Genomic DNA, 23,195 nt, shown 5'->3' on the forward strand with positions numbered 1-23,195 from the left:
GCTAGAGCAACGCGTCGCGCTCGGCGAAGATGCTTGCCATTTGCGCCGCGTTTTCAGTTCCCCAATTGCACAGCGGCATGATTGCTTCCGCCAGACTGCGACCGAGTGGGGTCAGCGTGTAATCCACGCGCGGCGGCACTTCCCTGTAGTCGTTGCGCGCCAGCACGCGATCGGCTTCCAGATCCTTCAATTGCTGGATCAGTACCTTGTCGCTGACCCCCGGGATCAGCCTTTTGAGTTCTCCATAGCGCTTCGGGCCGTCACGCAGGAAAAACAGGACCAGCGGTTTCCACTTGCCCGAGATGATGCGTAGCGTGGCATTGAGCCCGCAACCGGTGCCGCAGATTTCAGAAGTCGTCGTCATATTTTGATACTTACCAAAAGGTGCATACTTGTCCTTAGGTTATCAGAACTGCATCCTTGGCCTCAAGCAGGCAGCCAACTGCTTCCATATAACGCTTAGGAAGGATGCACCTCATGACCAGACTGAATGGAAAGACCGCAGTGATCACCGGCGGTGCTACCGGTATCGGCCTCGCCGCGGCCAAGCGCTTCATCGAAGAGGGCGCCTTCGTCTTCATCTACGGGCGCCGGCAGGAAGCGCTCGACGCCGCCGTCGCCGATCTCGGGCCCAACGCCCGCGCGGTGAAAGGCTCAGTGTCCGATGAGGCCGACCTCGACCGACTCTACGCGGCGGTAAAAGCCGAACGCGGCAGCCTCGACATCGTCTTCGCCAATGCCGGGGCGGGAAGCCCGCTTGTGCTCGGCGCGATCACCGCCGAGCACATTGACGAGACCTTTGACACCAACGTGAAAGGTACGATTTTCACGGTCCAGAAGGCGCTGCCCCTGATGGGCGAGGGCGGTTCGATCATCCTGACCGGATCGAGTGCCGGCACCACCGGCGCGCCGGGAATGAGCGCTTACAGTGCGAGCAAGGCGGCAGTGCGTAATCTGGCGCGGACCTGGGCGGAGGACCTCAAGGGCAGCGGCCTACGGGTGAACGTGCTGTCCCCCGGGGCGACGGCGACCGATCTTGCTAAGAACGCATTGGGCGAGGAGGGCCAGAAGGTCTACGCGTCGATGACTCCACTTCAGCGCATGGCCGATCCGGCAGAGATCGCGGCCGTGGCCGCCTTCCTCGCGTCGCCGGACAGCAGCTTCATGACCGCCAGCGAAGTCGCTGTTGACGGCGGCCTTGCGCAACTCTGACGCGCTACGCCGGGCGCTGCAGCCGACTGTTCGGAGCGCCGCAGGTCTCGGTCATTCTCAGGAGAACATATGAGCTACGCAATTATCGGATTCGGCAATATAGGCCAGGCCCTGGCCAAGGCGTTTGCCCGCAACGGCATCGAAGTGTCCGTTGCGACCACGCGCGACCCGCAAAGCTTTGCACCTGCTGCCGCCGCGATCGGCCCCAAGATCATTCCCAAGAGCCTGGCGGACGCGGCCAAAGCGGACATTATCTTTTTGGCTGTCCGTTTCGAGTCCCACCCGGATGTCGCAAAGGCGCTACTCAACTGGAGTGGGAAGACTATCATCGATGTGACCAATGCCTATGGCGTACCCCCGGAGGAACTGGGAGAACAACCTTCTTCCAAAGTCGTCGCGCAGGCTTTTACAGGTGCAAGACTGGTCAAGGGCTTCAACCATTTGGGCGCCGCCGTCCTTGGCCAGGATCCGGCCGTCAAGGGTGGCAGGAGAATCGTGTTCCTGGCGAGCGACGATGAAGCTGCCGCAGCGCAGGTGGGCGCGCTTGCAGAAAGTCTCGGCTTCTCGCCGATCAGACTTGGCGAACTTTCGGAAGGTGGACTGCTGGTGCAGGCGCGCGGCAATACCTGGGGTCAACTGATCTTCAAGGACCTGGTCAAGTTCGACTGATAAATCGCCTATCACAAAGGTTGATCCGGCCCTGGCCGCTTTTTACTACGGCCAGGCAAGTGCTCAATAATGAAGGAGAGGAATGATGATGCTTGATAATGAAAAAATAGTCAGAGAGCTCTGCGCCGCCGCGGAAGGGCAAGGAACGGACATCGAGAAATTCGTCTCCATGTTCGCTGAGGAAGGCTACATGTGGGATATGGCATCCGGCGTGAAGTTTCGCGGGGAGGCCATTGGTGAGTCTATCGCAGCGATGGTCAGCGCGTTTCCCGATGTGCACCGTGAGATATTCAAGATCCACGTCGCGGGATACGTCGTCGTGGTGGAGCTGGCGATTCGCGGCACACACACAGGTGACCTGCCGCTTCCTTCTGGGACGCTGGCGCCCACGGGCAAGAAGATCGATGTTCCGTCATGCGATGTTTTCCACCTCGAAGGCGGGAAGGTCATCTCTTTCCATTGCTACAACGAGGCTTCAGCGATGCAGCAGCAACTTGGCCTCGTGCCCGGCTGAATGACCAACGCCACGCGAATCGATGCAAACGCAATGGAGATGTCTTTATGAGCATTCAAGAGAATATCCAGGTTGTGAAGGACTTTTTTGCAGCAATGGGCAGCGGTGACAGGCATGGTCTGCTGGCGTTGTGTGCCGATGATTTCGAATGGATCATTCCAGGAGAGAATTGGCCGCTGGCGGGCACGCACCGCGGGCACGCGGGATTGGAAGAGGTGCTTCAGAAGGCGTCCGCAGAACTGGAAACGTCCATGGAGCCCCCCGAGTTCGTCGCGCAGGGAGACCGGGTTCTGGTGGTTGGCTTTGCGACGGGGAAAGTCAAAGCCACGAACAGGACGTTTGAGGACTATTTTGTCTTCGCCATCACTATCCGCCACGGCAAGCTGACGAAGATCCGAGAGTATGTCGACACACAAGCATTGGCGCGGGCCTCGGAAATGGGCGTGAGCCCAGGGGCCTGAGTCGTCGGGGCCGCTACCCCAATGGCGCGCCCTGACAGGGCGCGCCTGCCGCATATTTCATCCCTCGTTCCCAGGAAAAAGGCACCCGCCATCGCGGACCAGCGCCTTCACCTCCTCACTCGCCTGCGTGGGATTCTGGCTGAATCGAGTTACCAGATCCTCGTGGCGCCGCACGTACGACTTCGAATCATGCTTTGCGCTCCAGAGCACGATGTTTACCACGATAGGGATGAGGTCCAGGCCTTTCTCGGTCAACGTGTAGAAGTCTTTGCGTCCGTCTTCCGGGCTGGGCGTCTTCGAGAGAATTCCCTGCTCCTCAAGAAAGGCTAAGCGGGAAGCAAGGATATTGGTGGCGATTCCTTCTTCCGATTTCAGGAACTGGCCATACGTTTTCTTACCTACAAAAACGATGTCGCGAATGATCAACAGTGACCACCGGTCGCCGAAGATTTCCACGCCGTAGTTCACTGCGCAGTGGGACCGAATGTCTTCTTTGGATGGTTTCTTCATGGGCCCGATCTTAGCATCGCTTGCATGGCGCAAGTAAACTTCCGTAGCTCACTTGCATTATGCAAGTGATAAGTCCAGCATGGCTCCTGTGTCGTGTGCGGACGTCTCCGTCAAAGCACACCCACTTCTCCATCGGCGTCAGCCATATCGGCTGAGCGTTCCCGTGTCACTACTTTTGGCACCACTTCACTTACAAGGAGCGGTTACATGCACGTTTTCGTAACTGGCGGTACCGGCCATATCGGTTCATACATCATCCCCGAGCTGATCGCCGCCGGCCACGAGGTCACCGGCCTGGCTCGGTCCGACGAGTCTGCGGCGGCGGTCTCGGCGCTCGGCGCCAAGGTGCGTCGTGGGGATCTTTCCGATCTGGATGGGCTCAAGGCGGCGGCTGATGAGTTCGACGGCGTGATCCACGTCGCGCACAGGCAAGACCTGCTTCCCTCGGGCGGAATTGACGCCGTGGCAGACGCGGAGCGCCAGATCATGCTCGCGTACGGCGAGGCATTGGCGGGCACCGGAAAACCGCTGGTCGTTTCAGCCAGCATAGGTTCTCCCGGATGGGAACACCTGGGCCGGCCAGCCACTGAGGAAGATCCGGCGCTTCCCGGCGGCGATGAGTACAAGGGCACGCTGCGGGTTCGTAACGTCGTGGAAACCACTGTCATCGACCTTGCGGAGCGGGGCGTACGGTCGTCGATCGTGCGGATTCCTCCCATTGCACACAGCACGACTGATGCCGGCTTCCTCCCGATGCTGATCGGGCTCGCGAAAGAGAAGGGCGTGGTCGGCTACCCCGCAGATGGCGCCAACCTGTGGCCGGCCGTGCATGCCCGCGATCTCGCCGCTTTGTTTCGCCTGGCGCTGGAGAACAGTCCCGCTGGCAAATACTGGCACGGGATTGAAGGCGAGGGCATCCGGTTCCGCGAGATCGCCGAGGCCATTGGCAGCCATCTGGGCGTGCCGGCGGTGAGCATTCCCGCAGACGTTCTGATGCTGCCGGGCTACTTCGGGTTTCTCGCGAATCTGGTCACGCTGGACCTCCCGGCGTCCAACCTCATCACCCGCCAGACCCTCGGCTGGAAGCCTGCTCAGCCGGGCCTGCTCGAGGATCTGAACAACGGCCACTATTTCCCTGCCGATTCTAAATAACGAGGAAACTGCACATGAGCACTATCAGCATTATCGGTTCAGGCGGCATGGCCGCGGCGATCGCCGGGCGTACCGCCAACGCTGGCTACACCGTTGAGGTGATCAGCCGCGATCCCGCCAAGGCGCAGACACTGGCTGGCAAGCTTGCCGCCGGAGCCACAACAGGAACGTACGGGGCGAAGCCGACCGGCGACATCGTCATCCTCGCCATTCCTTACGCCGGTGCAGCGTCGGTGGTGGCCGATTTCGGGGACGCGCTCGACGGCAAGGTGATCATCGACATTACCAACACGGCCTCTCCAGACTTCACGGGCCTTGTCTCTCCCGCCGGCAGTTCTGGTGCGCAGGAGATCGCCAAAATTGTCCCTGCCGGCGCATCTGTGGTGAAAGCGTTCAACACGCTCTTCGGCCACGTCCTGGCCAAAGGCGGCCGCCTCGACGCGTTCATCGCCGCCGACGATGCGAAGGCCAAGGCGCGTGTCTCGACGTTCGTCGAGCGTCTCGGGCTGCGTCCGCTGGATGTCGGCGGCCTGCACATGGCCCAAACGCTCGAGGCGCTCGGGCTGATGATGATCGGTCTGGCCAAGAACGGTGCCGGTACCTGGGACATCGCCTTGAACGTCGATATTGGCTGAAACCTGCATCATAAGTTCATGGCGTCGCGGTCAGCGTTTGCAGCGCCCCGGCCGCGGCGACAGGCAAGGTCTGCTGGCTATGTGGCCCGACTTATTTTTCACAAATCCTTCACCGCCCGACAACTGCTCTAAACCTAGATTGGCGCCACTTGCGTGGTGCCGGTCAGTCTGACCCTCGATGGCGCCATACCTCTCTGCAACCGAGCGATGCCATGGCGTATAGGCTGATCGATGATTCCCCGGCTTTTGGGCCCCTTGAACCTGTCCGGAAACCTGCGCTGGGGCGTCATCGTGCGCGCCGTCTGATGCTGCTGATACTGGCAAGCGTGGCGATTGTCTGTGCCTGGCGGGTGAGTGCTTCGCGTGTAGTCGAGTTGGGTGACGACCCGCACCTGTTTCATGCCCAGGTCGCGGCGCACTGGCAGAGTGGCGACGTGTTGCTGTTGATCCGGCACGCCGAACGCTGCGATCGATCCGAACACCTCTGTGCCGGTGACCCGACCGGTATCACCGTGCAGGGCAGCGATGCGGCGGGGCAGGTGGGTGAAGGCCTGCGCCAGCTTGGGCTCAGCCGAGCGCAGATGGTTTCCAGCGAGGCGTTACGAACGCGCCAGACTGCTGAGGCGATCGCCGGCCATTCGGTGCCGACTGCCGACTGGGCGAGCGAATGTGGCAGTGATTTCAGTCGCGCGGCCTTGGCGCACAAACGCCCGGGCGAGAATCTGGTGGTAATAACCCACAGCGGCTGCATCGACCGCTTCGAGCGCACGGCGGGCATTGCTGGTGGCGGGCGCTCCAGTGAATACACCGAGGCGTTGTTCGTCGAACTGGACGGTGTGCATCCGGCACAGATGCTCGGTTTGGTGGCGTCGGCTCAGTGGCAAGGCCTGGCGCTGGGGCCACAGCGATGAGTGCCCGCGCGCATTACTACCTGCTCAATCTGGGGCTGCCATTGCTGCTGGTGCTGGGGGTGTTTATGGCATTCGATCTGACTGATCTGGACCGCATGATCAGCGACCGGCTTTACGATCCGGCCGTGGCCATGTTCCCGCTGCAACATGATCGGCTGTTTGAGAAAGTCACTCACAAGTGGGCGAGAATCCTGCCCAACCTGGCCGGTACCCTGGCGATTGTCTGCGCGGTGCTGTCGTTTACCGGCCCGCTTTTGGCCGGACGGCAACACCCTCGCCTTGCTCGGCTGGTCACGGGCCTGCAGTGGTGCGCCCACCATCGTCGTGATTTCTTTTACATGATCGTGGCGTTCGCCATCAGTACTGGGGTAATTCACTATTTCAAAAGCCATACCAGCGTCTATTGCCCGGTGGAAACCACGCTTTATGGCGGTAGTCAGCTGCACAGCCTGTGGTTCGAGAACTTCGATGCGTGGACGCGGCCAGGCGCGGGTCGCTGCTGGCCAGGCGGTCACGCATCGAGTGCCTTCAGCCTGTTTGTGTTTTATTTCATTGCCCGGCGTTGTCGCTGGCGGTGGAGCAGGGTGGTGTTCTGGGGAGTGGTTGTACTGGGCATGATCTATGGCACGACGCGGGTGCTGCAGGGCTGGCACTTCATGTCGCACACACTGTGGGCAGGTCTTTTCGTATGGTTCAGCACCTGGCTCACAGCCTTGCTGTTTTATGGTCGAGCAGCCCTGCAGGCGCCCGTGCTGCAATCCCCGATAGCGCATTCGCCATTGAGGAACGCAACGCCATGAAGATTCTGGTCATCGAAGATCATCAGGACATCCATGACAACCTCCTCGAATACCTGCAGCTCAGGGGGCACGAAGCGGTCGGCGCACTGGATGGCCGGCGCGGCCTGAACCTGGCGGCGACGCAGCCGTTCGACGCCATCATCCTCGACATCATGTTGCCCGGCATCGACGGCAACGTGATCTGCCAGAGCCTGCGCGATCAAGCCCAGTCGCAAGTGACCATCGTGATGCTCAGTGCCCGCGACGAGCTGGAGGACCGGCTGACGGGATTCGCCATGGGCGCTGATGACTACATCACCAAGCCCTTTGCCATGGCCGAGGTTCTGGCCCGTGTGCAGGCCGTGGCGGCACGACGCCTGCGTAAGGGCGGACGGGTAATGAGTGTCGGTGATTTGCACTATGACCTCGACACCCTCGAAGTGACGCGGGGCGGGCGCTTGTTGAAACTCAATCCCACCCATATGAAGTTGCTCGAACTGCTGATGCGCCGAAGTCCGCACCTGGTCAAACGCGAAGAACTTGAACAGCTGCTGTGGCGACGGGACACGCCCAGCTGTGAAAGTTTACGCAGCAATATCCATACGATGCGCCGTTCTCTGGACAAGGGCACGGCTGAAACTTTGCTGCACACGGTGCACGGCTTGGGCTACAAGTTGTGCGCCGACGCGCATAAAAAAACAGGCGTCTTCAGCCGCGTTTTATTGGGAAATTTTTCACAAGAAATTGATTGATGCCTGCCTATCGTTGGCGGCAAGAAAGCGCTGCTCCAGGCGAATGGCGCACCCCTTCCTGATCCCTTATTTCGCAGGCTGCCATGTTGCGTATCAGACCCGTTCGCCCTGAATTTGTGTCGTTGCTGGCCAGCGCATTTCTGCTGTTGGCATTCAATTCGGTGTTGTGGCAGCACCTCGGCACCATGACCCAGGCGCTCCATCTGCGCGGGGCGTTCGCGGTGATCCTGTATGGCGTGTTCTTCATTACGATGACGCTGTTGAGTTTCCCGTACCTTCAGAAAGTCATGCTGGTGGGTCTCTGTCTGGTCAGCTCGCTGGTGGCTTACTTCATGAGCCAGTACGGCGTGATGATCGATGCCGGCATGTTTCGCAATGTCACCGAAACCAATGTCACTGAAGTTCGCGATCTGCTGTCGCCGGGTTTGCTGTGGCATATCGCGTTGCTGGGGGTGCTGCCGTCGCTGATCCTGTTCAAGGCCCCGGTTGCTTATCGGACCTGGCCCAGGGAACTGGCCGCCAGGCTGGCATTAGTCTGCATCGCCGCCGTGCTGGTGGGGGTCGTGGCCTGGAGCAACTACCAAGGCTTGGCTTCGCTTTTTCGTAATCACCATGAATTGCGCTTGATGGTGGTGCCCAGCAACATCATCGGCGCAACCGCAGGCTATCTTCGTGAACAGGTGGCGTCTGCCCGTGAGCCCTTCGCGAAAGTGGGCGACGACGCCCACCGCTCACCTGCGGCACTGGCGCATCGGCGCCCGTCGCTGACGGTGCTGGTAGTAGGGGAGAGCGCGCGCGCCGACAATTTCGGCGTCCTGGGTTATGGCCGCGATACCACGCCGCAACTGGCCAGGCAGGCGGGGGTCATCGCTTTCCCCAACGTGCATTCATGCGGCACCGAAACCGCGGTGTCGGTGCCCTGCATGTTCAGCAATCTGGGCCGCAAGGACTACAACGCCAGCAAGGTGCAGAACCGCGAGGGCCTGCTGGACGTGTTGGTCCGTGCCGGCGTTGACGTGCACTGGCGCGATAATCAGTCCGGCTGCAAAGGGGTGTGCGACCGTGTCGGCATCGAGGATGTGAGCAAAGCCACCGACCCGGCGTTGTGCGCCCACAGCGAGTGCCGGGACGAGATCCTGCTGCTGGGGCTCGATGCCTACATCGATAACCTGCAGCGCGATACGGTGTTGGTGCTGCACCAGATGGGCAGCCACGGGCCGGAGTATTTCAAGCGTTACCCCAAGGCCTTCGAGCGGTTCACCCCGGTGTGCCAGAGCAACGCCCTCAATGACTGCAGCCAGGACAGCATCGTTAATGCCTACGACAACACCATCGTCTATACCGACCACGTGTTGTCCAGCTTGATCGATGTGTTGCGCCGCCATCAGAACAAGGTCGACACGGCGATGGTCTACCTGTCCGACCACGGTGAATCCCTCGGCGAATTCAACTTGTATCTGCATGGCACGCCTTATCTGTTCGCGCCGGAGCAACAAAAACATATTGGCATGCTGGCCTGGTTTTCCGCCGGCTATGAACAGGACGTCGGCCTCAACAGCCACTGCCTCGAACTGGCCCGCACCCAGCCACTGAGTCAGGACAATCTGTTCCATTCCATACTGGGGCTGCTGGACGTACAGACCGGGGTTTATCAACCTGACCTGGATATGTTTGCCAGCTGTCGCAGCCCTCAGGTTTGAAGCAATGAAGGCGTAGCTGACCCCGGCAACGGCACGCTGTTCAGCGAACGGCCAGATGGCCACAGCTTCTCGGGTAATCGTTTTAGGGATCACTTCCAGGTGCGTAGCGGCAAGATATCCCGCATGAACGCCTGGAATGCCAGTGCCGCATGGTTACGGGCACCTGAGATTGCCATGGGCTGACGAGGCGTGAATGAAGTATCGTGTCGAGCTGTCGATTCGCGGGACACTCCAGGAAAACCGATGCTCAGTTCACTCGTGTCAAATGGTCAGTTACGCACGTCCGTTCGATCAGAACCGATGGTCCCCTGGTGGAGTTTCACGAAAACAGTTCTGGCTGCGACAGCCCTGACGTTAGTACGTGACGGGCTGGTCAGGTTGGACGCCCCGATTCCTGATCAGCCTTTCACATTGCGGCAGCTGTTGCGGCACGAGGCGGGGCTCGCCGATTATGGTGAACTGGCGGAGTATCACGCAGCCGTCGCTAATAACGAGCCCGCCTGGTCGGCAGAGGAAATGATGCAACGCCTCGACGGTGCTCGCCTTCGATACGGCCCGGGAACGGCTTGGCGGTATTCCAATGTTGGCTACTTGCTCATTGGCAGGCTTATTGAACGGCTGACAGATCAGATGCTTGATGAGGCTGTAAGTGAACGGGCATTAACGCCGCTGGGGCTGTCGAACGTTTACTTCGCTGGAACACGAGCAGACTTCCAAACGACTTATCTGGCCAGTACCTCAAGTTATGACCCCGCGTGGGTCTACCATGGCTTGCTGATTGGCCCCGTTTCGCAAGCGGCGCTCTTGCTGGATCGACTCTTTGGCGCAGGTCTTCTTCCCACGGACCTGCTTGAGCAAATGCAGACAGAACGAACATTGGGCGGCCCGATTCCCGGGCGCCCGTGGATCACCCCGGGCTATGGCCTTGGTGTGATGCAGAGCTCGATTGAAAGCGGATATTCACTGTGCGGGCACACAGGTTGCGGGCCTGGCAGTGTCATTGCCGTTTACCGTATCCGTGACGGCGAAGCATCGGCTTGCTGCGCTGCATTCGAAGCGGACGCCAGTGAAGGGGCTGTCGAAGCATTCGTTGCTGAACAACTGATCCAGGAACGGCGGCATGCCGTTAAAGGCGTTTGAACGGTGATGTCGGCAGCCTTCATGATTGTTCCGTCGCGCTGACGTATATCGGAATGCGTCCAGACCTTTGCGGAATGTTTCCGAAATCTTGTTACGATAGTTATGCACCACCCCAGCTTATGCCATGTAATAGCGTGGAAAAAGACCATCACACGCGTCTGCGTGCTTTAGCAAGGAGCCCCTCATGGGTAACAAACCTGTGAATGATCCGAACGTCAGTGGTCACTCTGTCGGCGACGACGGCATCCCAGCCCCTAGTGGCGCTGCCAATCTGATTGATACCGATTACGTCATCGGGCAAGACAATATCAAGGGAGAGTTTTCGTTCTCACTCGATATTCACGGAAAAGTTTTCATCATCTCCGCCGCCACCATTTTGCTGTTCGTCGTCCTGACGCTCGCACTTCAAAATGAAGTCGAACCGCTCTTCAGTGCGATTCGCAACTGGCTGACGGGGCATCTGGCGTGGCTCTTCATGAGCATCGCCAACATATTTGTCGTGTTGTGCCTGGCATTGATCGTGTCCCCATTGGGCAAGGTCAGATTGGGTGGTCGAGACGCGACACCGGACCACAGTTATGTCGGCTGGTTCTCGATGCTCTTCGCCGCGGGAATGGGCATCGGCCTGATGTTTTACGGGGTTGCCGAGCCCATGTCGCACTTTGCCGCATCAATGGGCGGTGTAACGCTTGATGCAAGTGGGGTGCGCACGGACTGGGCGCCACTGGGCGGGGCTGCAGGCGATGCAAAGGCATCGGCTGATCTGGCGATGGCGGCGACGATTTTCCACTGGGGCCTGCACCCTTGGGCGATTTACGCCATCGTCGCGTTATCTCTGGCGTTGTTTTCCTACAACAAAGGTTTGCCGCTCTCCATTCGGTCGATTTTTTACCCGCTGCTTGGCGAGCGCGTCTGGGGTTGGCCGGGGCATATCATCGATATCCTCGCGGTGTTTGCCACTTTGTTCGGTTTGGCGACTTCCCTCGGCATTGGCGCAGAGCAGGCAGCGGCCGGTATTGAATACCTGTTCGGTATCGAATCCAGCAATCTGAGCAAGGTCGTCTTGATTGTCGGGATCACGCTGATTGCCTTGTGGTCGGTGCTGTCCGGGCTGGACAAGGGCGTGAAGATGTTGTCCCAGATCAACATGGGGCTGGCCCTGCTGTTGCTGCTGTTCATCATCATCGTTGGCCCGACGTTGGCCATCTTTACCGGGTTCTTCAAGAATCTGGTGACCTACGTGGAATACCTGCCGGCCCTGTCTAATCCGTTCGGACGCACTGATACTGAATTCACCCAAGGCTGGACGGCGTTCTACTGGGCCTGGTGGATCAGTTGGTCTCCGTTTGTAGGCATGTTCATTGCCCGGGTCAGTCGTGGCCGCACCGTCAGGGAATTCCTGGTTTCGGTTCTGCTCGTGCCTTCAGTCGTTTCAGTGCTGTGGATGACCACGTTTGGCGGCACAGCCATAGATCAGGCAACCGTGCAGGGCCTGGTCGGGGTCAAAGATGCTGTTCTGGAGTTGAAGCTGTTTGCGATGTTCGAAGGCCTCCCGCTCAAGGAGATCACCTCACTGCTGGGCATTGTCCTGGTCATCGTCTTCTTCATTACCTCGTCGGATTCCGGCTCACTGGTCATCGATACCATTACCGCTGGCGGCAAGGTCGATGCGCCTGTACCGCAACGAGTATTCTGGGCGGTCATCGAGGGCGTAATTGCTATTGCGCTGCTGTTGGGCGGAGGTCTCGTCGCGCTCCAGGCGATGGCAGTGTCGACGGGCTTGCCATTCGCGATCGTGCTGATGATCGGCTGCATCTCATTGGTCAAAGGACTGATGTCCGAGCCCCGATAGCGAGCGGCAGTGATCGCGCTTTACGCTCAGGTTCAAAGGCAGAGGTGTTGTCCACCGAGACACACCTCTGTACTTGACCAGGCACAGCATGTTTCAACAAATCCTCAATTCTTCCGTCGCATACACCATTCAGTTCCACAGCGTTCCGACAGGCGCAGCCGGACCGTGATGGGTGGCAACCTGTGCCTGTAACAACTCGGCGGTGGCCAGGGCATCGGTCAGCGCATGGTGGGCGTGATAGATCGGCAGGTTGTACCGGGCCCGGCTGTCGGCCAGTCGTATGGATTGTTGCGGGCGACGCCAGAGCCGCTTCCACCATACTTGTTTCTGTCTGTGGATCCGGGCTTCCAGCTGCATGGTGTCTATGACCGGAAATTGCAGCCCTTCACCCAGGTGTTTCAGAAAAGCCTGATTGAGGAATCCGCGCTCGATGGTTCGATAATGAACGACCATGATCTTGCCGGCCATGGCATCCAGTAGCGTCTCGACTATCTCCCCGAACGCTGGCGCTCCTGAAATCTCTGCGTGGGTGATGTGGTGGAATGTGACGGATTTTCCGCTCAGTTCCGAGCTGGGCTTTACCAGCCAATACTGCGCTTCCCTGCAGCGGATCCGTTGCAGGGTGCAGGGCAGCAAGCCGATACTGACGATGCTGTTTGCCTGAGCATCCAGCCCGGTAGTTTCCACATCCATGGCGAGCAACTGCACGCTATCGATGGCTGTTTGTGCGCAGACGACCCCGGCTTGATAGAACTTCTGCAAGGCTGGATGCCTGGCTTCAAGCGCCAGTTGTGCGAACCGGGCAGACCAGTCATGCATTCGATTATCCGGGGGCGTCTTGACGTCTTTCATTGCGAAAGCCGTCCCTTTGCCGGATAGCGGAAGCGCAGGAAGTTCTGACCATTGCTCAAGACCTGGAACGCCTCTTTGAGGTTGTGCCGCTCACTGTGGGAAAAGCGCTCGGGTTCGATGTAGTTATCGGGGCTGGAGCCGTGCTCAAGCGCGTCTGCCTGATGGCGGATACGGACCATGGAGAGAAACTCCAGGGCATACCTGAGGTGTTTCACTGCTTCAGGCGGCATGACGTTGGCCGCAGCAATGGAATCCAGCCGATCAAACGAATTCTGCGCAGCGCTGCCGCAGGCGAGGGCATGAATACGGATCAGGTCGGTCAGTGGCGCGGTGCCACGTCCCTTGAGGTTGATGATGCGTTTTTGCTGACCGTCGGTCTCGACGACGAAGGTGCGGAAGAAGCCCAGCGGTGGCGTTCGGTTGAGCGCAATTCTGGCCATTGCATTCAGGAAGGCAGGGCTGGACGCGGATTTGCTGGCACACAGATCCTTGAGTTCCTGAACAAACTCAAGCTGACCATAGACCCCGTCCAGGTCGAAAAAGATGCAACTGTTGAGCAGCGTTGCCGGGTTCGGCTTTTCGATCCACTGCTTGAAATAATTGCGCCACACGCTCAGGGGTTGGCGCCACTGATCATTGCTCGCCATTATTCCACCTTTGCAATAGGTATAGCCGCATGCGGCCAGACCATCGCTGACAAAGGTAGCCAGGCTGCGGAAGTAGCCGTCATGCAGCGCCGCATCAAAACGGTCGTCGAGCACCAGCGCATTATCCTGATCCGTGACCAGTAATTGCTCGTCCCGTGCCATCGAGCCCAGCACCATGAAGCAGTAGGGAACCGGTGGCGGGCCGAGCTTCTTTTCAGCGAGCTCAAGCAGGCGCTGTGTGAAGGCTCTGCCTATCCCGGAAATTGCACTGCCAATCATGTGCGCCGTTGCGCCATCGCGCACCATACGGATGTAAGTGCCTTTGAGGTCCCGCAACAGCGATCGCAGACCTTCCACCGACGTCTGGTTGGAGATTCTGCCCACCAGGTACAGGCTGCTGTGGGATTCGTAGCGGATGATGTCCGACAGGTTGATCAGCCCCGCCGGTCGACCATTCCTGAGCACGGGAAGGTGATGAATATTTCGCCGCAGCATGACCAGCATGGCTTCAAACACTGAATCGTCTACGCCGATTGATACCGGGTCTGCGGTCATGATTTCGCTGACGGCGGTGGCTTCACCGTCGAGCCCGGCTGCGACGACGCGGGTGCGCAAGTCCCGGTCGGTGACGATGCCCTGCATCTCTCCCCCTTCAAGCCCGGCGGGCGACATCACTACCACACATGCCACACGATGTTCAGCCATGAGCCTGGCGGCATCGCCCACCGTGGCGTCAGAGGCCACCCACACCAGTGAGCGCGAAAGCAGGGCACGGCATCTGAGCTGGATCAGTTCGCTGGCACGCCCTTGTGCCTCGACTGCAGTCTTGAGCCTGGAATGGCCCTCGGCTTCGACAAAGTCAGCGAAGGCGTCATGTTGCGCGCAGAGATCGGCGAACACGTCGGCGGGAATGAAGTAGACAAGGCTGTCCTCCAGCGCCCGCGCCGGGAAACGCACCTTGTTACTGCGCAACAGCCCGGCCTGGCCAAAGATATCGCCTTCCACCAGACGGTTATAAAGTTCGCCATTGCGTCGATAAATCTCGACTGCGCCACTGCGCACGTAGTGCAAGTCCTGGATGACCGCACCCGCTTGCAGAATCTCACTGCCGGCCTTGAAGTAACTGACTTCAATACGCCGCGCGATCGTCTCGATTACTTCCCTTGGAAGCGAGTCAAACGGAGCGAAGCGACAGAGATGGTCGCTGATCTCCTGTAATTCGATTTGCATGAAACCTCATGATGGGCCGACTGTGGCAGGGGCTGCGGCTGCCAGATGTTGCCACCACACCACATCCTGATGCGACCAGCAAGTCCGGAGCCTGCATAAGCGCGCATTCGCTCCATTGCGCTGATCCGCGACCCAGTCAACCCTTACTGTGCTTGACCTCCAGCTTGTTGAACGTAACCTGCGCGCCTTCGGACTTGTAGCCGGTATTGTCCAGAGCGTAGGCCCCGGCCTTGAAATACAGCTGCTTGTTCTGCCAGCTTTTGCTGAGCTGCTTGCCCCAGCGGTTACCTTGCGAAATCACATGCAGGTAGCCCGCCGAGCTCAAGCGAATCTCGTAGGTGAACCGCTTGTTCAAATCGACATCCTCGGCAATCACTACCTTGGTGTCCGCGCTGCCCGGCTTGAGTCGATAGTTGGCAATGACGCTGCCGGTCTGCCTGGCCTTGTCGTAGACATACTCGACCTTCAGCAGCGGGCCTTTGCCCTGGTAGATATGAATCTGCCCGATAACCACTCGGCCTTCGGACGGCACCTGGTTGACTGACAGGCTGGCCGTCATCCGGTGATCGGCCTTGGGGTACTTCCAGTTGCGCAGTTCACCGTCCTTGTACGTCTCGCGAAGTTCACTGCGGGCAAACTCGGATTTGGAGGTGGTCCCGCCCGTCACCGGTGCCCAGAAAAACAGGGTATTGCCGGCGCGGAAGTACGCATCCGAATAACCGTCCACCAAGCGCGGCGTCTCGATGACTCGGGCAGGCGCGCCAACCGGGATGGTCAGGTTCCAAGTGCTTAGATCGATCATGGCGTGGGCTCCCTGATAGGTTGTGGGTAAATTCGCAGGTAATGCAAAAGCCCATCAACAGGGCTTTTGCTGGCCGACAACATGGCTGAGGGAGGTTGCCTGGAATAGTCATGAACATCGGAATGCTCACGGCACCCCCTGTTTAACATGAATTGATCAGCCACACTCCGGCCAAGTCCGGAAGAGCGATGTGCTGCTCACGCGAGCAAAGGGAAGAGGGCTTGATTGATTGCTGGTCCATCGCTCCGCGAACCCGGGTGCTTGATAGAGAAAACGCTTGGCCAACGCGTCAAAAGCGCCACCGCTGGACCTCACAAAACCCTCAAAGCAATCGTTAAATGGCAGAATCCCCTCAACTTGATCGTTTTGGAGACCACCATGCTTCGTGCGTTTGAACGAAGGCTCGACCCTTTTCCTCCTGACGAGGTACCGCCGCCGCCCAACGGCCTGGCTCGTTTCCTGTGGGCGTGCACCCGCGGCGCCCGCGGTTACATCCTGGCGTTTGCGCTGCTCAGTGCCGGCGTGTCGATTTACGAAGCCTGGCTGTTTTCCTTCCTCGGACAGGTCGTGGACCTGCTGTCGACCTGGCAGGCCGGCGGTGATGCAGCTGCGCAGGAAAGCCGGGTGCTGTGGGGCATGGGCATCGTCATGGTCGCCAGTGTCGGGCTGGTGGCGTTGCGCACCATGGTCCAGCACCAGATATTGGCGATCAATTTGCCATTGCGGCTGCGCTGGGATTTCCATCGCCTGATGCTGCGCCAGAGCCTGTCGTTTTTTTCCGACGAGTTTTCCGGCCGGGTCACGACCAAGGTGATGCAGACTGCGCTGGCTGTGCGCGATGTGCTGTTCACCTTGATCGAGATCGCACCCGGTATCGGCGTGTATTTCATCGCGATCATCGCGCTGGCCGGTGGCTTCGCATTGAAACTGATGCTGCCGTTCGTGGCCTGGATCGTGCTGTTCGGGCTGGCCATGGTGTACTTCGTGCCGCGCCTGGGGAAAGTCGGGCAGGAGCAGGCCAATGCTCGGTCGATGATGACCGGGCGCATCTCGGACGCCTACACCAACATCACCACGGTGAAGCTGTTCTCCCACTCCAATCGCGAAGCGCATTTTGCCCGTGCGGCGATGGAAGATTTCAAACAGACCGGCTTCCGCCAGATGCGTCTGGTCAGCCAGTTCGAGATCGTCAATCAGGCATTGGTGGTGATGTTGATCATGGCGGCAGGGGGGTATGCCTTGTGGCTCTGGCATCAGGGTGAAGTCGGCGCAGGTGCTGTGGCAGCGATCACCGCCATGGCGTTGCGCATCAACGGCATGTCGCACTGGATCATGTGGCAGATGACCTCGCTGTTCGAGAGCATCGGCACCGTTCAGGATGGCATGGCGACGCTGACCCTCGGCACCAAGGTGCGGGACGCGCCGGATGCGGGCGTGCTGGTGACTTCCGGCGGCGCGGTGACTTTCGATAACGTGAGCTTCAACTACAACGGCGAACGCCAGGTGCTCGATGGTCTGAGCCTGAACATTCGTCCGGGCGAAAAAATCGGCCTGGTCGGCCGCTCCGGTGCCGGCAAGTCCACGCTCATCAACCTGTTGCTGCGTTTCTACGACGTCGACAGCGGCAAGATCTGCATCGACGGCCAAGACATCGCGCATGTGACGCAAGACAGCCTGCGCAGCTCCATCGGCATGGTTACGCAGGACACCTCGCTGCTGCACCGTTCCATTCGCGACAACATCGCGTACGGCCGTCCCGATGCGACCGACGCGCAAATACGCACCGCGGCGGCCAATGCCCAGGCCGATGGATTTATCAGCCAGTTGAGCGATAAGCAAGGTCATACCGGTTACGACACGCTGGTGGGTGAGCGCGGCATCAAGCTCTCCGGCGGCCAGCGCCAACGCGTCGCGATTGCCCGGGTGATGCTCAAGAACGCGCCGATCCTGCTGCTCGACGAGGCCACCAGCGCGCTGGACTCGGAAGTCGAAGTGGCCATCCAGGAAAGCCTCGATGAAATGATGCAGGGCAAAACCGTGATCGCCATCGCCCATCGGCTGTCTACGATTGCGGCGATGGACCGGCTTATCGTCATGGATGACGGGCGCATCATCGAGCAGGGGACCCATACGGAGTTGCTCGGCAAGAACGGCGTTTATGCGCGGCTTTGGCAGCATCAGAGTGGCGGGTTTCTGGGGGAGGACAAGGGTGTGGTTGAGGTCATGGATCAGGAGTGATTGCCGAGAGTGCCGGGCAGTAGGTGAGAAAGGAGGGCATGTTGGTTGCCGCTCAGCAATGGCTGCGCTTGCCGATTGTGGGTGGTCCGAGATGGGGGCAATCAACCCGCGGCAGCCGGTCAGCAGGAGCGGTAGGACGCGGACGTTGGGTACCTCTGAAACACTCGCAAAGGGGGCAGCTTGCATCTGGGCCTTCAAGGATTTGTAAGAGTTGGTGAGCCAACCGCAGACGCTTTCAGTCTTTCTTTTTAGGAACTCGCAGAACAATGAACACTGAGCTGGTTAGAAAATATATGTCTGCGATATGCGGATCGTCACGACCGTTGGTGCGGGACCCGCGACTCCTGATGGATTCAAGCGGGGATCTTAAAATCTACTATGCGCCATTCGAATATATCAATCCGAGTGCACGCATTGTCTTGGTCGGGATCACACCGGGCCCTACTCAGATGGTCAACGCCAATAACGAGGCTCGACTCTCGTTGCAAGCTGGAAGATCCCACGCGGAAGCCATCCAGTCTGCCAAAAATGTCGGTGCGTTCAGTGGCGAGCCGTTAAGGGGAAACCTGATCAAGCAGCTAAACCATTGGGGTTTCCATCAGTGGCTCAGCCTGAAAGATTCAAGTGATTTTTTCTCGACATCGCGCCATCTTGTACACACCACATCACTGCTTCGCTATCCCGTTTTCGTCAATGATGGCGATTATCGTGGCTCTCCAGACATGACCAAAAATGCGCTGTTAAGAAAGTATCTGCTGGATAACTTTGTAGCAGAGGTCGAGACACTGAAAGACGCCGTCTTTGTTGGTTTGGGGCCACAGGTGCAGAAAGTGCTGGATCGCCTCATTCAAGAACGGGTGTTGAGAGCCGATCGTGTGGTCGGCGGGATGCTGCACCCATCGGGTAACTGCACCTACCGAATCAACTACCTGATCGGTGACCGAAAGGGACCTGTCCCTCATGCGACCAATCCCGAACCCTACGACCAAGGGCGCAGGGCATTTCAGCAAACCTTTCTTGGCATAAGTCCCTAAGCTGGGTCAGCAAGTAGGGCTTCAAAGCCATGAGCTCGCGCTCATTCTCACTCAGCTATGAACCATTGGATAAAATCAGCTCCGGAGGATGCACATGCCTGATCCAGCAATATTTGAGGGCGCTCATTTTCAAACGATACTTACGCAAGAACCGCTAAAAGACGCCACAGTCTTTTCCCAAGGCTCAAGCAGCATGCTGTTCGAGCGCGGTGACCGCCTCTATCGCCTGACTCTTGAAGGGTGTGGCCATAACTTCCTCGCCCGGCAGTGGGCCGAGGGCAATCGCCATGTTGTCGAGATCATTCGCGATTACGGTGCAGTCGGTCCTTCCGACTCCCCACTCCCAGGAAGCGAAAATGAGTTTTACTGGCTGGCCGAAGTTGAAAGGTTGGCGGCCATAGATGAGGACAACGAACCTTTACTTGCCGGGGTATTGTCGGAGTTACTGGATGACAATGACGATTTACCAGACAACTGCACGCTTCGTGAACGATGCCGGTCCTTGGTCGATGAGCATCCGGAGTTGGCGGGGGTATTGATAACTCTCGCCAAGGCGGCGGAGTTTGCGCAGCGCCATGACGGTAACGTCGATGCCAAGCTTGACAACATTATGAGACGACCCGCTACTGGGGAACTGGTCTGGATCGACCCTCTGGGCGGGTGTTTTTATGGGCCATAATTCGTCAAAGCAACAGGACGACCTTCGGATACGCACGCCTCAACTTCTATACTTCAGCGCCTCGACGAAAGCGGAAAAGGCAGGAGACGCCTGGCGTCGGTTGGGGTAATACAAGTGGTAACCCTGAAACACCGGACACCAGTCGGCCAGGACTTCTTTGAGTCGGCCGTCGGCCAGATACGGTGCGACCAGCTGTTCAGGTACGTACGCCAGACCAATGCCATCAACGGCGGCATTGAGCACATGCATGATGCTGTTGAACACCAGTTGCCCATCTGGCTTGACCGTGAACACCTTGCCCTCTTGTTGAAACTCCCAGGCATAAATTCCCCCTGATGGCCGGTGCCGGATATTGACGCAATCATGGTCGGTCAACTCATGGGGCGTCGTCGGTACCGGATGGTGTTCGAAGTAGGCTGGAGAACCCACCACAGCCAAGCGCCAATCCGGCCCTATGCGAACGGCGATCATGTCCTTGCTGATCGATTCGCCCAAGCGAATGCCGGCATCGAAGCGTTCCTCGACCACGTTGGTGAACCCATAGTCGACGTAGAGCTCCAGCGTGATATCCGGGTAGTGCTTCAAGAAACCTGCAAGCATCGGTCGAATGCACAACTCGATCTGATCGTCAGTGCAGGAAATTCGAATCGTGCCACTGGGCTTGTCGCGTAATTCGCTCAAGGCCTCAAGCTCGACAGCGATCTGATCAAACAGCGGGGCGATCGAGCGCATCAACCGTTCTCCCGCCTCGGTGGGGGACACGTTGCGCGTCGTGCGGGCCAGCAGACGTATGCCCAGTCTTTGTTCCAGTGCCCGAATCGTATGACTCAGTGCCGACGGCGTTACGCCCAGTCTGGCCGCGGCTTTGGTAAAACTCTGATCGCGCGCCACCGCCAGAAAGGCTTGGAGATCGTTGACTTTGGTATTGGCCATTGCTGAGCTGGTCTCAAAACTACATGAAGATTACGCTTACTAATCAAGTTATCCCGAATCCGTCAAGCTCTGTCGCCTATGTGGAACGGAGTATTGATCATGAGCGAGACACTTGAATGACGGCCCAGGTATTCGACACACCGGCAGAGGATGCACGCGGCGCGCCGGGCACTGCAGAGTCGCCGGCTTACTGGAGTGGCATCTACGCGATGACGCTGTGCGTATTCGCGCTGATCGCCTCGGAATTCATGCCGGTCAGTTTGCTCACGCCGATTGCTTCGGAACTGCACATCAGTGAAGGGCTGGCCGGGTATGGGATCGCCATCTCCGGCGCCTTCGCGGTGCTGACCAGCCTGTCGATCTCCCGGCTCGCTGGCGCAATAGACCGCAAGACGCTGTTGCTGATACTCACCGGGATGATGTGCGTGTCGGGCCTGGTAGTCGGGTTGGCGCCAAACTATACGGTCTACATGATCGGTCGTGCGTTGATCGGCGTGGTGATCGGCGGTTTCTGGTCAATGTCGGCAGCCATGGCCATGCGCCTGGTACCGTCCCGCAGCGTGCCCAAGGCTCTGGCAATCTTCAATGGCGGCAATGCGTTGGCAACGGTAGTGGCCGCCCCGCTGGGAAGCTATCTGGGCGGTATCATCGGTTGGCGGGGTGCGTTCTTCTGCCTGATTCCGGTAGCGATCATCGCGCTGATCTGGCAATGGATCAGCCTGCCAGCCATGGCCGCGGCGCCGCGCAAAGCCGGCGAGGGCAATGTCCTTCAACTGTTGAAGAAGCCTTTGATCAGTTTCGGCGTGCTCAGTGTGGGCCTTTTTTTCATGGGCCAGTTTGTACTGTTCACCTATCTGCGCCCCTTCCTGGAAACCGTCACGGGGGTAGATGTCTCTATGTTGTCGATGATCCTGCTGGTCATTGGTGTGGCGGGTTTTGTCGGGACCGTCCTGATCAGCAGTTTCCTGAAAATCGGTCTGTATCGGGTCCTGATTTGCATTCCACTGCTGATGGCCGCCATCGCACTTTCCTTGATTGTCTTTGGCGAAGGAGCCGTGGCAGCGTTTGTATTGCTGGGGCTGTGGGGTCTGATCGCGACGGCAGCGCCGGTGGGATGGTGGTCATGGTTGGCCAAATCGTTACCCAAGGATGCTGAAGCCGGCGGCGGCCTGATGGTGGCAGTCATTCAGCTGTCCATTGCACTGGGCTCAACCCTCGGCGGGTTGCTGTTCGACGGGAGCGGTTATCGCATGACATTTCTGGCGAGCGCTCTTTTGCTGGTGCTCGCCGCCGTGATGACTTTTTTCACGGCGCGCAAACAGGTTTGAGGGCTGGCGTTTGAGCAAGACGGGCAACTGAAGGTATTTGCCAGACCGGATTTGATCCAACAGTCTGGGACTGGCCGATTGTTGACTGCCACGACCGAGCGCAATCGGCGCTAAAGCGCTCGCACAATCCCGGCATTCTTTTCGGTCAGCAGTGGACGGCCTACGGTTCTGATAAATTGGTACAAGTCACTACCTTCTCGAGACCCACGATCAATGAGAGTTATTCGTAGCAAAGATTTCACCGCCACTCGCGCTTGGGGTGCTGACGACATAGCTAACATGGACGGAACCACCGTCCGCCTCCACTGGACCGACCAGCCATACAAGTGGCATGTCAATGATGGTGAGGAGGTATTCGCAGTTCTCGACGGCACGGTAGATATGCATTATCGCGAGTCAGGCATAGAACGCGTCGTGACATTGGTGGTTGGCGACGTGTTTTTCGCAGGGGTTGGCTGTGAACATGTTGCGCATCCTCGTGGAGAAGCGCGGATTCTGGTCATCGAACGTGAGGGCAGCGATTGGTTGCCCAAGCTTTCGCTCATCGTTACCAAATAGACGACTGCCCCCCTGAAAGCCGGCCAAGCGCTAAAAACAAACCCCTGACAGAAAACCTCGACGGTCATCAATTCGACACCTTCATGGCACACCATGGCCTGCGGATTACTTCGTGCTGGACCTGGCATCAAATTGGAGGGCGCCGTTCATGGGTAATACGATCGCCGCAGCAAAACAAAAAGAGCCGAAAAGGCGCGCCACGGTGATCTATCGGCGTGACGAGGAAATATTGTTTGTGCGCAAACGCCACGCGAAATGGAATTTGCCCGGCGGCCGCATCGAAGAAGGTGAGACGCCGCTTCAAGCCGCTCTGCGCGAGATGGTAGAGGAAACCGGGCTCGCCTTTGACCAACTTTCCTATATCTCCGAATACGAAGACAGCAGGGCCACTCACTTCTTGTTTGAAGCTACCTTGGAACGGCAGCACAAGCCTCGCCCATGCAACGAGATCGATGCCTGTCGCTGGTTCTCAACGAAGGACCTGGACAAGCGCAGTGTGCGTGGCTCTATCAGGACATTGCTCAAGCACTGTCGGCTCGAGTCAGGTGATCGATCCGTCACCCTGATTGCCGGGTAGAAAACTCGAGGGTGCCGGCGGGGAAGGGCA

24 protein-coding genes are annotated in these 23,195 nt (G+C 58.6%); 18 read left to right on the plus strand and 6 right to left on the minus strand.

All coding sequences use genetic code 11. The features are described from left to right. Position 1: 1 nt before the first annotated feature. Positions 2 to 364: a winged helix-turn-helix transcriptional regulator gene (locus F8N12_RS01580; protein WP_150578847.1), complete on the minus strand. Its 363-nt coding sequence runs from the start codon at positions 362 to 364 to the stop codon at positions 2 to 4. Between the two features lie 113 nt (positions 365 to 477). Between F8N12_RS01580 and F8N12_RS01585 the strand changes: the two genes are divergently transcribed. The 4 genes from F8N12_RS01585 to F8N12_RS01600 all read left to right on the plus strand — a co-directional run bounded on the left by F8N12_RS01585 (position 478) and on the right by F8N12_RS01600 (position 2,856). Beyond that, complete coding sequence (locus F8N12_RS01585) at positions 478 to 1,212, plus strand: SDR family NAD(P)-dependent oxidoreductase (RefSeq protein ID WP_150578848.1); 735 nt, start codon at positions 478 to 480, stop codon at positions 1,210 to 1,212. A gap of 69 nt (positions 1,213 to 1,281) precedes the next feature. Beyond that, positions 1,282 to 1,881: an NADPH-dependent F420 reductase gene (locus F8N12_RS01590; protein WP_150578849.1), complete on the plus strand. Its 600-nt coding sequence runs from the start codon at positions 1,282 to 1,284 to the stop codon at positions 1,879 to 1,881. A gap of 82 nt (positions 1,882 to 1,963) precedes the next feature. Continuing rightward, positions 1,964 to 2,395 carry an ester cyclase gene (locus tag F8N12_RS01595; protein ID WP_224787654.1) on the plus strand — a complete coding sequence of 144 codons (432 nt, stop codon included), beginning with the start codon at positions 1,964 to 1,966 and terminating at the stop codon, positions 2,393 to 2,395. A 47-nt stretch (positions 2,396 to 2,442) separates the two neighbouring features. Next, entirely contained in the window at positions 2,443 to 2,856 is a 414-nt protein-coding gene (locus F8N12_RS01600) for a nuclear transport factor 2 family protein (protein WP_150578850.1), read from the plus strand. A 57-nt stretch (positions 2,857 to 2,913) separates the two neighbouring features. On the opposite strand, the gene F8N12_RS01605 is transcribed toward F8N12_RS01600, so the two are convergent. After that, complete coding sequence (locus tag F8N12_RS01605) at positions 2,914 to 3,366, minus strand: winged helix-turn-helix transcriptional regulator (RefSeq protein ID WP_150578851.1); 453 nt, start codon at positions 3,364 to 3,366, stop codon at positions 2,914 to 2,916. Positions 3,367 to 3,573: 207 nt separating this feature from the next. Between F8N12_RS01605 and F8N12_RS01610 the strand changes: the two genes are divergently transcribed. The 8 genes from F8N12_RS01610 (at position 3,574) to F8N12_RS01645 (ending at position 12,287) form a co-directional block, all read left to right on the plus strand. Continuing rightward, positions 3,574 to 4,518 carry an SDR family oxidoreductase gene (locus F8N12_RS01610; protein ID WP_150578852.1) on the plus strand — a complete coding sequence of 315 codons (945 nt, stop codon included), beginning with the start codon at positions 3,574 to 3,576 and terminating at the stop codon, positions 4,516 to 4,518. A 14-nt stretch (positions 4,519 to 4,532) separates the two neighbouring features. Then, a complete protein-coding gene (locus F8N12_RS01615; protein WP_150578853.1) occupies positions 4,533 to 5,153 on the plus strand; it encodes an NADPH-dependent F420 reductase in 621 nt (206 codons plus the stop codon). A gap of 305 nt (positions 5,154 to 5,458) precedes the next feature. Beyond that, positions 5,459 to 6,064, plus strand: a complete 606-nt coding sequence (locus F8N12_RS01620) for a histidine phosphatase family protein (RefSeq protein WP_191623092.1) — start codon at positions 5,459 to 5,461, stop codon at positions 6,062 to 6,064. Beyond that, the gene (locus F8N12_RS01625; RefSeq protein ID WP_150578855.1) at positions 6,061 to 6,864 is read left to right on the plus strand and encodes a phosphatase PAP2 family protein; all 804 of its coding nucleotides are present in this window, start codon (positions 6,061 to 6,063) and stop codon (positions 6,862 to 6,864) included. The genes F8N12_RS01620 and F8N12_RS01625 overlap by 4 nt, the downstream gene beginning before the upstream one ends. Then, positions 6,861 to 7,595 (plus strand): response regulator transcription factor, encoded by a 735-nt coding sequence (locus tag F8N12_RS01630; RefSeq protein WP_150578856.1) that lies wholly within the window; start codon positions 6,861 to 6,863, stop codon positions 7,593 to 7,595. Before F8N12_RS01625 ends, F8N12_RS01630 begins: the two co-directional genes overlap by 4 nt. A gap of 83 nt (positions 7,596 to 7,678) precedes the next feature. Beyond that, positions 7,679 to 9,295: a phosphoethanolamine transferase gene (locus F8N12_RS01635; protein WP_150578857.1), complete on the plus strand. Its 1,617-nt coding sequence runs from the start codon at positions 7,679 to 7,681 to the stop codon at positions 9,293 to 9,295. Between the two features lie 243 nt (positions 9,296 to 9,538). After that, a complete protein-coding gene (locus F8N12_RS01640; protein WP_150578858.1) occupies positions 9,539 to 10,435 on the plus strand; it encodes a serine hydrolase domain-containing protein in 897 nt (298 codons plus the stop codon). 184 nt (positions 10,436 to 10,619) lie between these two features. Then, positions 10,620 to 12,287 (plus strand): BCCT family transporter, encoded by a 1,668-nt coding sequence (locus F8N12_RS01645; RefSeq protein WP_150578859.1) that lies wholly within the window; start codon positions 10,620 to 10,622, stop codon positions 12,285 to 12,287. A gap of 129 nt (positions 12,288 to 12,416) precedes the next feature. Here the strand turns inward: F8N12_RS01645 and F8N12_RS01650 are convergent, their stop codons facing one another. The 3 genes from F8N12_RS01650 to F8N12_RS01660 all read right to left on the minus strand — a co-directional run bounded on the left by F8N12_RS01650 (position 12,417) and on the right by F8N12_RS01660 (position 15,818). After that, a complete protein-coding gene (locus F8N12_RS01650) occupies positions 12,417 to 13,139 on the minus strand; it encodes a 3'-5' exonuclease (RefSeq protein WP_150578860.1) in 723 nt (240 codons plus the stop codon). Then, positions 13,136 to 15,016: a DUF294 nucleotidyltransferase-like domain-containing protein gene (locus F8N12_RS01655; protein ID WP_150578861.1), complete on the minus strand. Its 1,881-nt coding sequence runs from the start codon at positions 15,014 to 15,016 to the stop codon at positions 13,136 to 13,138. The genes F8N12_RS01650 and F8N12_RS01655 overlap by 4 nt, the downstream gene beginning before the upstream one ends. 136 nt (positions 15,017 to 15,152) lie before the next feature. Further along, positions 15,153 to 15,818, minus strand: coding sequence for a polysaccharide lyase family 7 protein (locus F8N12_RS01660; protein WP_150578862.1), 666 nt, complete (start codon positions 15,816 to 15,818; stop codon positions 15,153 to 15,155). A gap of 378 nt (positions 15,819 to 16,196) precedes the next feature. Here F8N12_RS01660 and F8N12_RS01665 point away from each other — a divergent pair, with 378 nt between their 5' ends. From F8N12_RS01665 to F8N12_RS01675, 3 genes are all read left to right on the plus strand, one after another. Beyond that, positions 16,197 to 18,056 carry an ABC transporter ATP-binding protein gene (locus F8N12_RS01665; protein ID WP_150578863.1) on the plus strand — a complete coding sequence of 620 codons (1,860 nt, stop codon included), beginning with the start codon at positions 16,197 to 16,199 and terminating at the stop codon, positions 18,054 to 18,056. 266 nt (positions 18,057 to 18,322) lie between these two features. Further along, positions 18,323 to 19,090, plus strand: coding sequence for a hypothetical protein (locus tag F8N12_RS01670; RefSeq protein WP_224787655.1), 768 nt, complete (start codon positions 18,323 to 18,325; stop codon positions 19,088 to 19,090). A gap of 94 nt (positions 19,091 to 19,184) precedes the next feature. After that, on the plus strand, positions 19,185 to 19,769 hold the full coding sequence (locus tag F8N12_RS01675; protein WP_150578864.1) for a hypothetical protein: 585 nt from the start codon (positions 19,185 to 19,187) through the stop codon (positions 19,767 to 19,769). A 39-nt stretch (positions 19,770 to 19,808) separates the two neighbouring features. Here the strand turns inward: F8N12_RS01675 and F8N12_RS01680 are convergent, their stop codons facing one another. Continuing rightward, a complete protein-coding gene (locus F8N12_RS01680; RefSeq protein ID WP_150578865.1) occupies positions 19,809 to 20,702 on the minus strand; it encodes a LysR family transcriptional regulator in 894 nt (297 codons plus the stop codon). 116 nt (positions 20,703 to 20,818) lie between these two features. Here F8N12_RS01680 and F8N12_RS01685 point away from each other — a divergent pair, with 116 nt between their 5' ends. The 3 genes from F8N12_RS01685 to F8N12_RS01695 all read left to right on the plus strand — a co-directional run bounded on the left by F8N12_RS01685 (position 20,819) and on the right by F8N12_RS01695 (position 23,165). After that, a complete protein-coding gene (locus F8N12_RS01685; RefSeq protein WP_150578866.1) occupies positions 20,819 to 22,030 on the plus strand; it encodes an MFS transporter in 1,212 nt (403 codons plus the stop codon). 213 nt (positions 22,031 to 22,243) lie between these two features. Then, positions 22,244 to 22,588 (plus strand): cupin, encoded by a 345-nt coding sequence (locus F8N12_RS01690; protein WP_150578867.1) that lies wholly within the window; start codon positions 22,244 to 22,246, stop codon positions 22,586 to 22,588. A gap of 148 nt (positions 22,589 to 22,736) precedes the next feature. Further along, positions 22,737 to 23,165, plus strand: coding sequence for an NUDIX hydrolase (locus F8N12_RS01695; RefSeq protein WP_150578868.1), 429 nt, complete (start codon positions 22,737 to 22,739; stop codon positions 23,163 to 23,165). Positions 23,166 to 23,195 lie beyond the last annotated feature (30 nt).

The organism is Pseudomonas fluorescens (assembly GCF_902497625.1).
In the GTDB taxonomy this organism is placed as follows: Bacteria; Pseudomonadota; Gammaproteobacteria; order Pseudomonadales; family Pseudomonadaceae; genus Aquipseudomonas; species Aquipseudomonas fluorescens_BQ.

Bases quoted from the DNA above. Each gene is read 5' to 3' on its own strand.
- F8N12_RS01580 (WP_150578847.1), bottom strand. From the start codon at position 364: ATGACGACGACTTCTGAAATCTGCGGCACCGGTTGCGGGCTCAATGCC.
- F8N12_RS01585 (WP_150578848.1), top strand. From the start codon at position 478: ATGACCAGACTGAATGGAAAGACCGCAGTGATCACCGGCGGTGCTACC.
- F8N12_RS01590 (WP_150578849.1), top strand. From the start codon at position 1,282: ATGAGCTACGCAATTATCGGATTCGGCAATATAGGCCAGGCCCTGGCC.
- F8N12_RS01595 (WP_224787654.1), top strand. From the start codon at position 1,964: ATGATGATGCTTGATAATGAAAAAATAGTCAGAGAGCTCTGCGCCGCC.
- F8N12_RS01600 (WP_150578850.1), top strand. From the start codon at position 2,443: ATGAGCATTCAAGAGAATATCCAGGTTGTGAAGGACTTTTTTGCAGCA.
- F8N12_RS01605 (WP_150578851.1), bottom strand. From the start codon at position 3,366: ATGAAGAAACCATCCAAAGAAGACATTCGGTCCCACTGCGCAGTGAAC.
- F8N12_RS01610 (WP_150578852.1), top strand. From the start codon at position 3,574: ATGCACGTTTTCGTAACTGGCGGTACCGGCCATATCGGTTCATACATC.
- F8N12_RS01615 (WP_150578853.1), top strand. From the start codon at position 4,533: ATGAGCACTATCAGCATTATCGGTTCAGGCGGCATGGCCGCGGCGATC.
- F8N12_RS01620 (WP_191623092.1), top strand. From the start codon at position 5,459: ATGCTGCTGATACTGGCAAGCGTGGCGATTGTCTGTGCCTGGCGGGTG.
- F8N12_RS01625 (WP_150578855.1), top strand. From the start codon at position 6,061: ATGAGTGCCCGCGCGCATTACTACCTGCTCAATCTGGGGCTGCCATTG.
- F8N12_RS01630 (WP_150578856.1), top strand. From the start codon at position 6,861: ATGAAGATTCTGGTCATCGAAGATCATCAGGACATCCATGACAACCTC.
- F8N12_RS01635 (WP_150578857.1), top strand. From the start codon at position 7,679: ATGTTGCGTATCAGACCCGTTCGCCCTGAATTTGTGTCGTTGCTGGCC.
- F8N12_RS01640 (WP_150578858.1), top strand. From the start codon at position 9,539: ATGCTCAGTTCACTCGTGTCAAATGGTCAGTTACGCACGTCCGTTCGA.
- F8N12_RS01645 (WP_150578859.1), top strand. From the start codon at position 10,620: ATGGGTAACAAACCTGTGAATGATCCGAACGTCAGTGGTCACTCTGTC.
- F8N12_RS01650 (WP_150578860.1), bottom strand. From the start codon at position 13,139: ATGAAAGACGTCAAGACGCCCCCGGATAATCGAATGCATGACTGGTCT.
- F8N12_RS01655 (WP_150578861.1), bottom strand. From the start codon at position 15,016: ATGCAAATCGAATTACAGGAGATCAGCGACCATCTCTGTCGCTTCGCT.
- F8N12_RS01660 (WP_150578862.1), bottom strand. From the start codon at position 15,818: ATGATCGATCTAAGCACTTGGAACCTGACCATCCCGGTTGGCGCGCCT.
- F8N12_RS01665 (WP_150578863.1), top strand. From the start codon at position 16,197: ATGCTTCGTGCGTTTGAACGAAGGCTCGACCCTTTTCCTCCTGACGAG.
- F8N12_RS01670 (WP_224787655.1), top strand. From the start codon at position 18,323: ATGAACACTGAGCTGGTTAGAAAATATATGTCTGCGATATGCGGATCG.
- F8N12_RS01675 (WP_150578864.1), top strand. From the start codon at position 19,185: ATGCCTGATCCAGCAATATTTGAGGGCGCTCATTTTCAAACGATACTT.
- F8N12_RS01680 (WP_150578865.1), bottom strand. From the start codon at position 20,702: ATGGCCAATACCAAAGTCAACGATCTCCAAGCCTTTCTGGCGGTGGCG.
- F8N12_RS01685 (WP_150578866.1), top strand. From the start codon at position 20,819: ATGACGGCCCAGGTATTCGACACACCGGCAGAGGATGCACGCGGCGCG.
- F8N12_RS01690 (WP_150578867.1), top strand. From the start codon at position 22,244: ATGAGAGTTATTCGTAGCAAAGATTTCACCGCCACTCGCGCTTGGGGT.
- F8N12_RS01695 (WP_150578868.1), top strand. From the start codon at position 22,737: ATGGGTAATACGATCGCCGCAGCAAAACAAAAAGAGCCGAAAAGGCGC.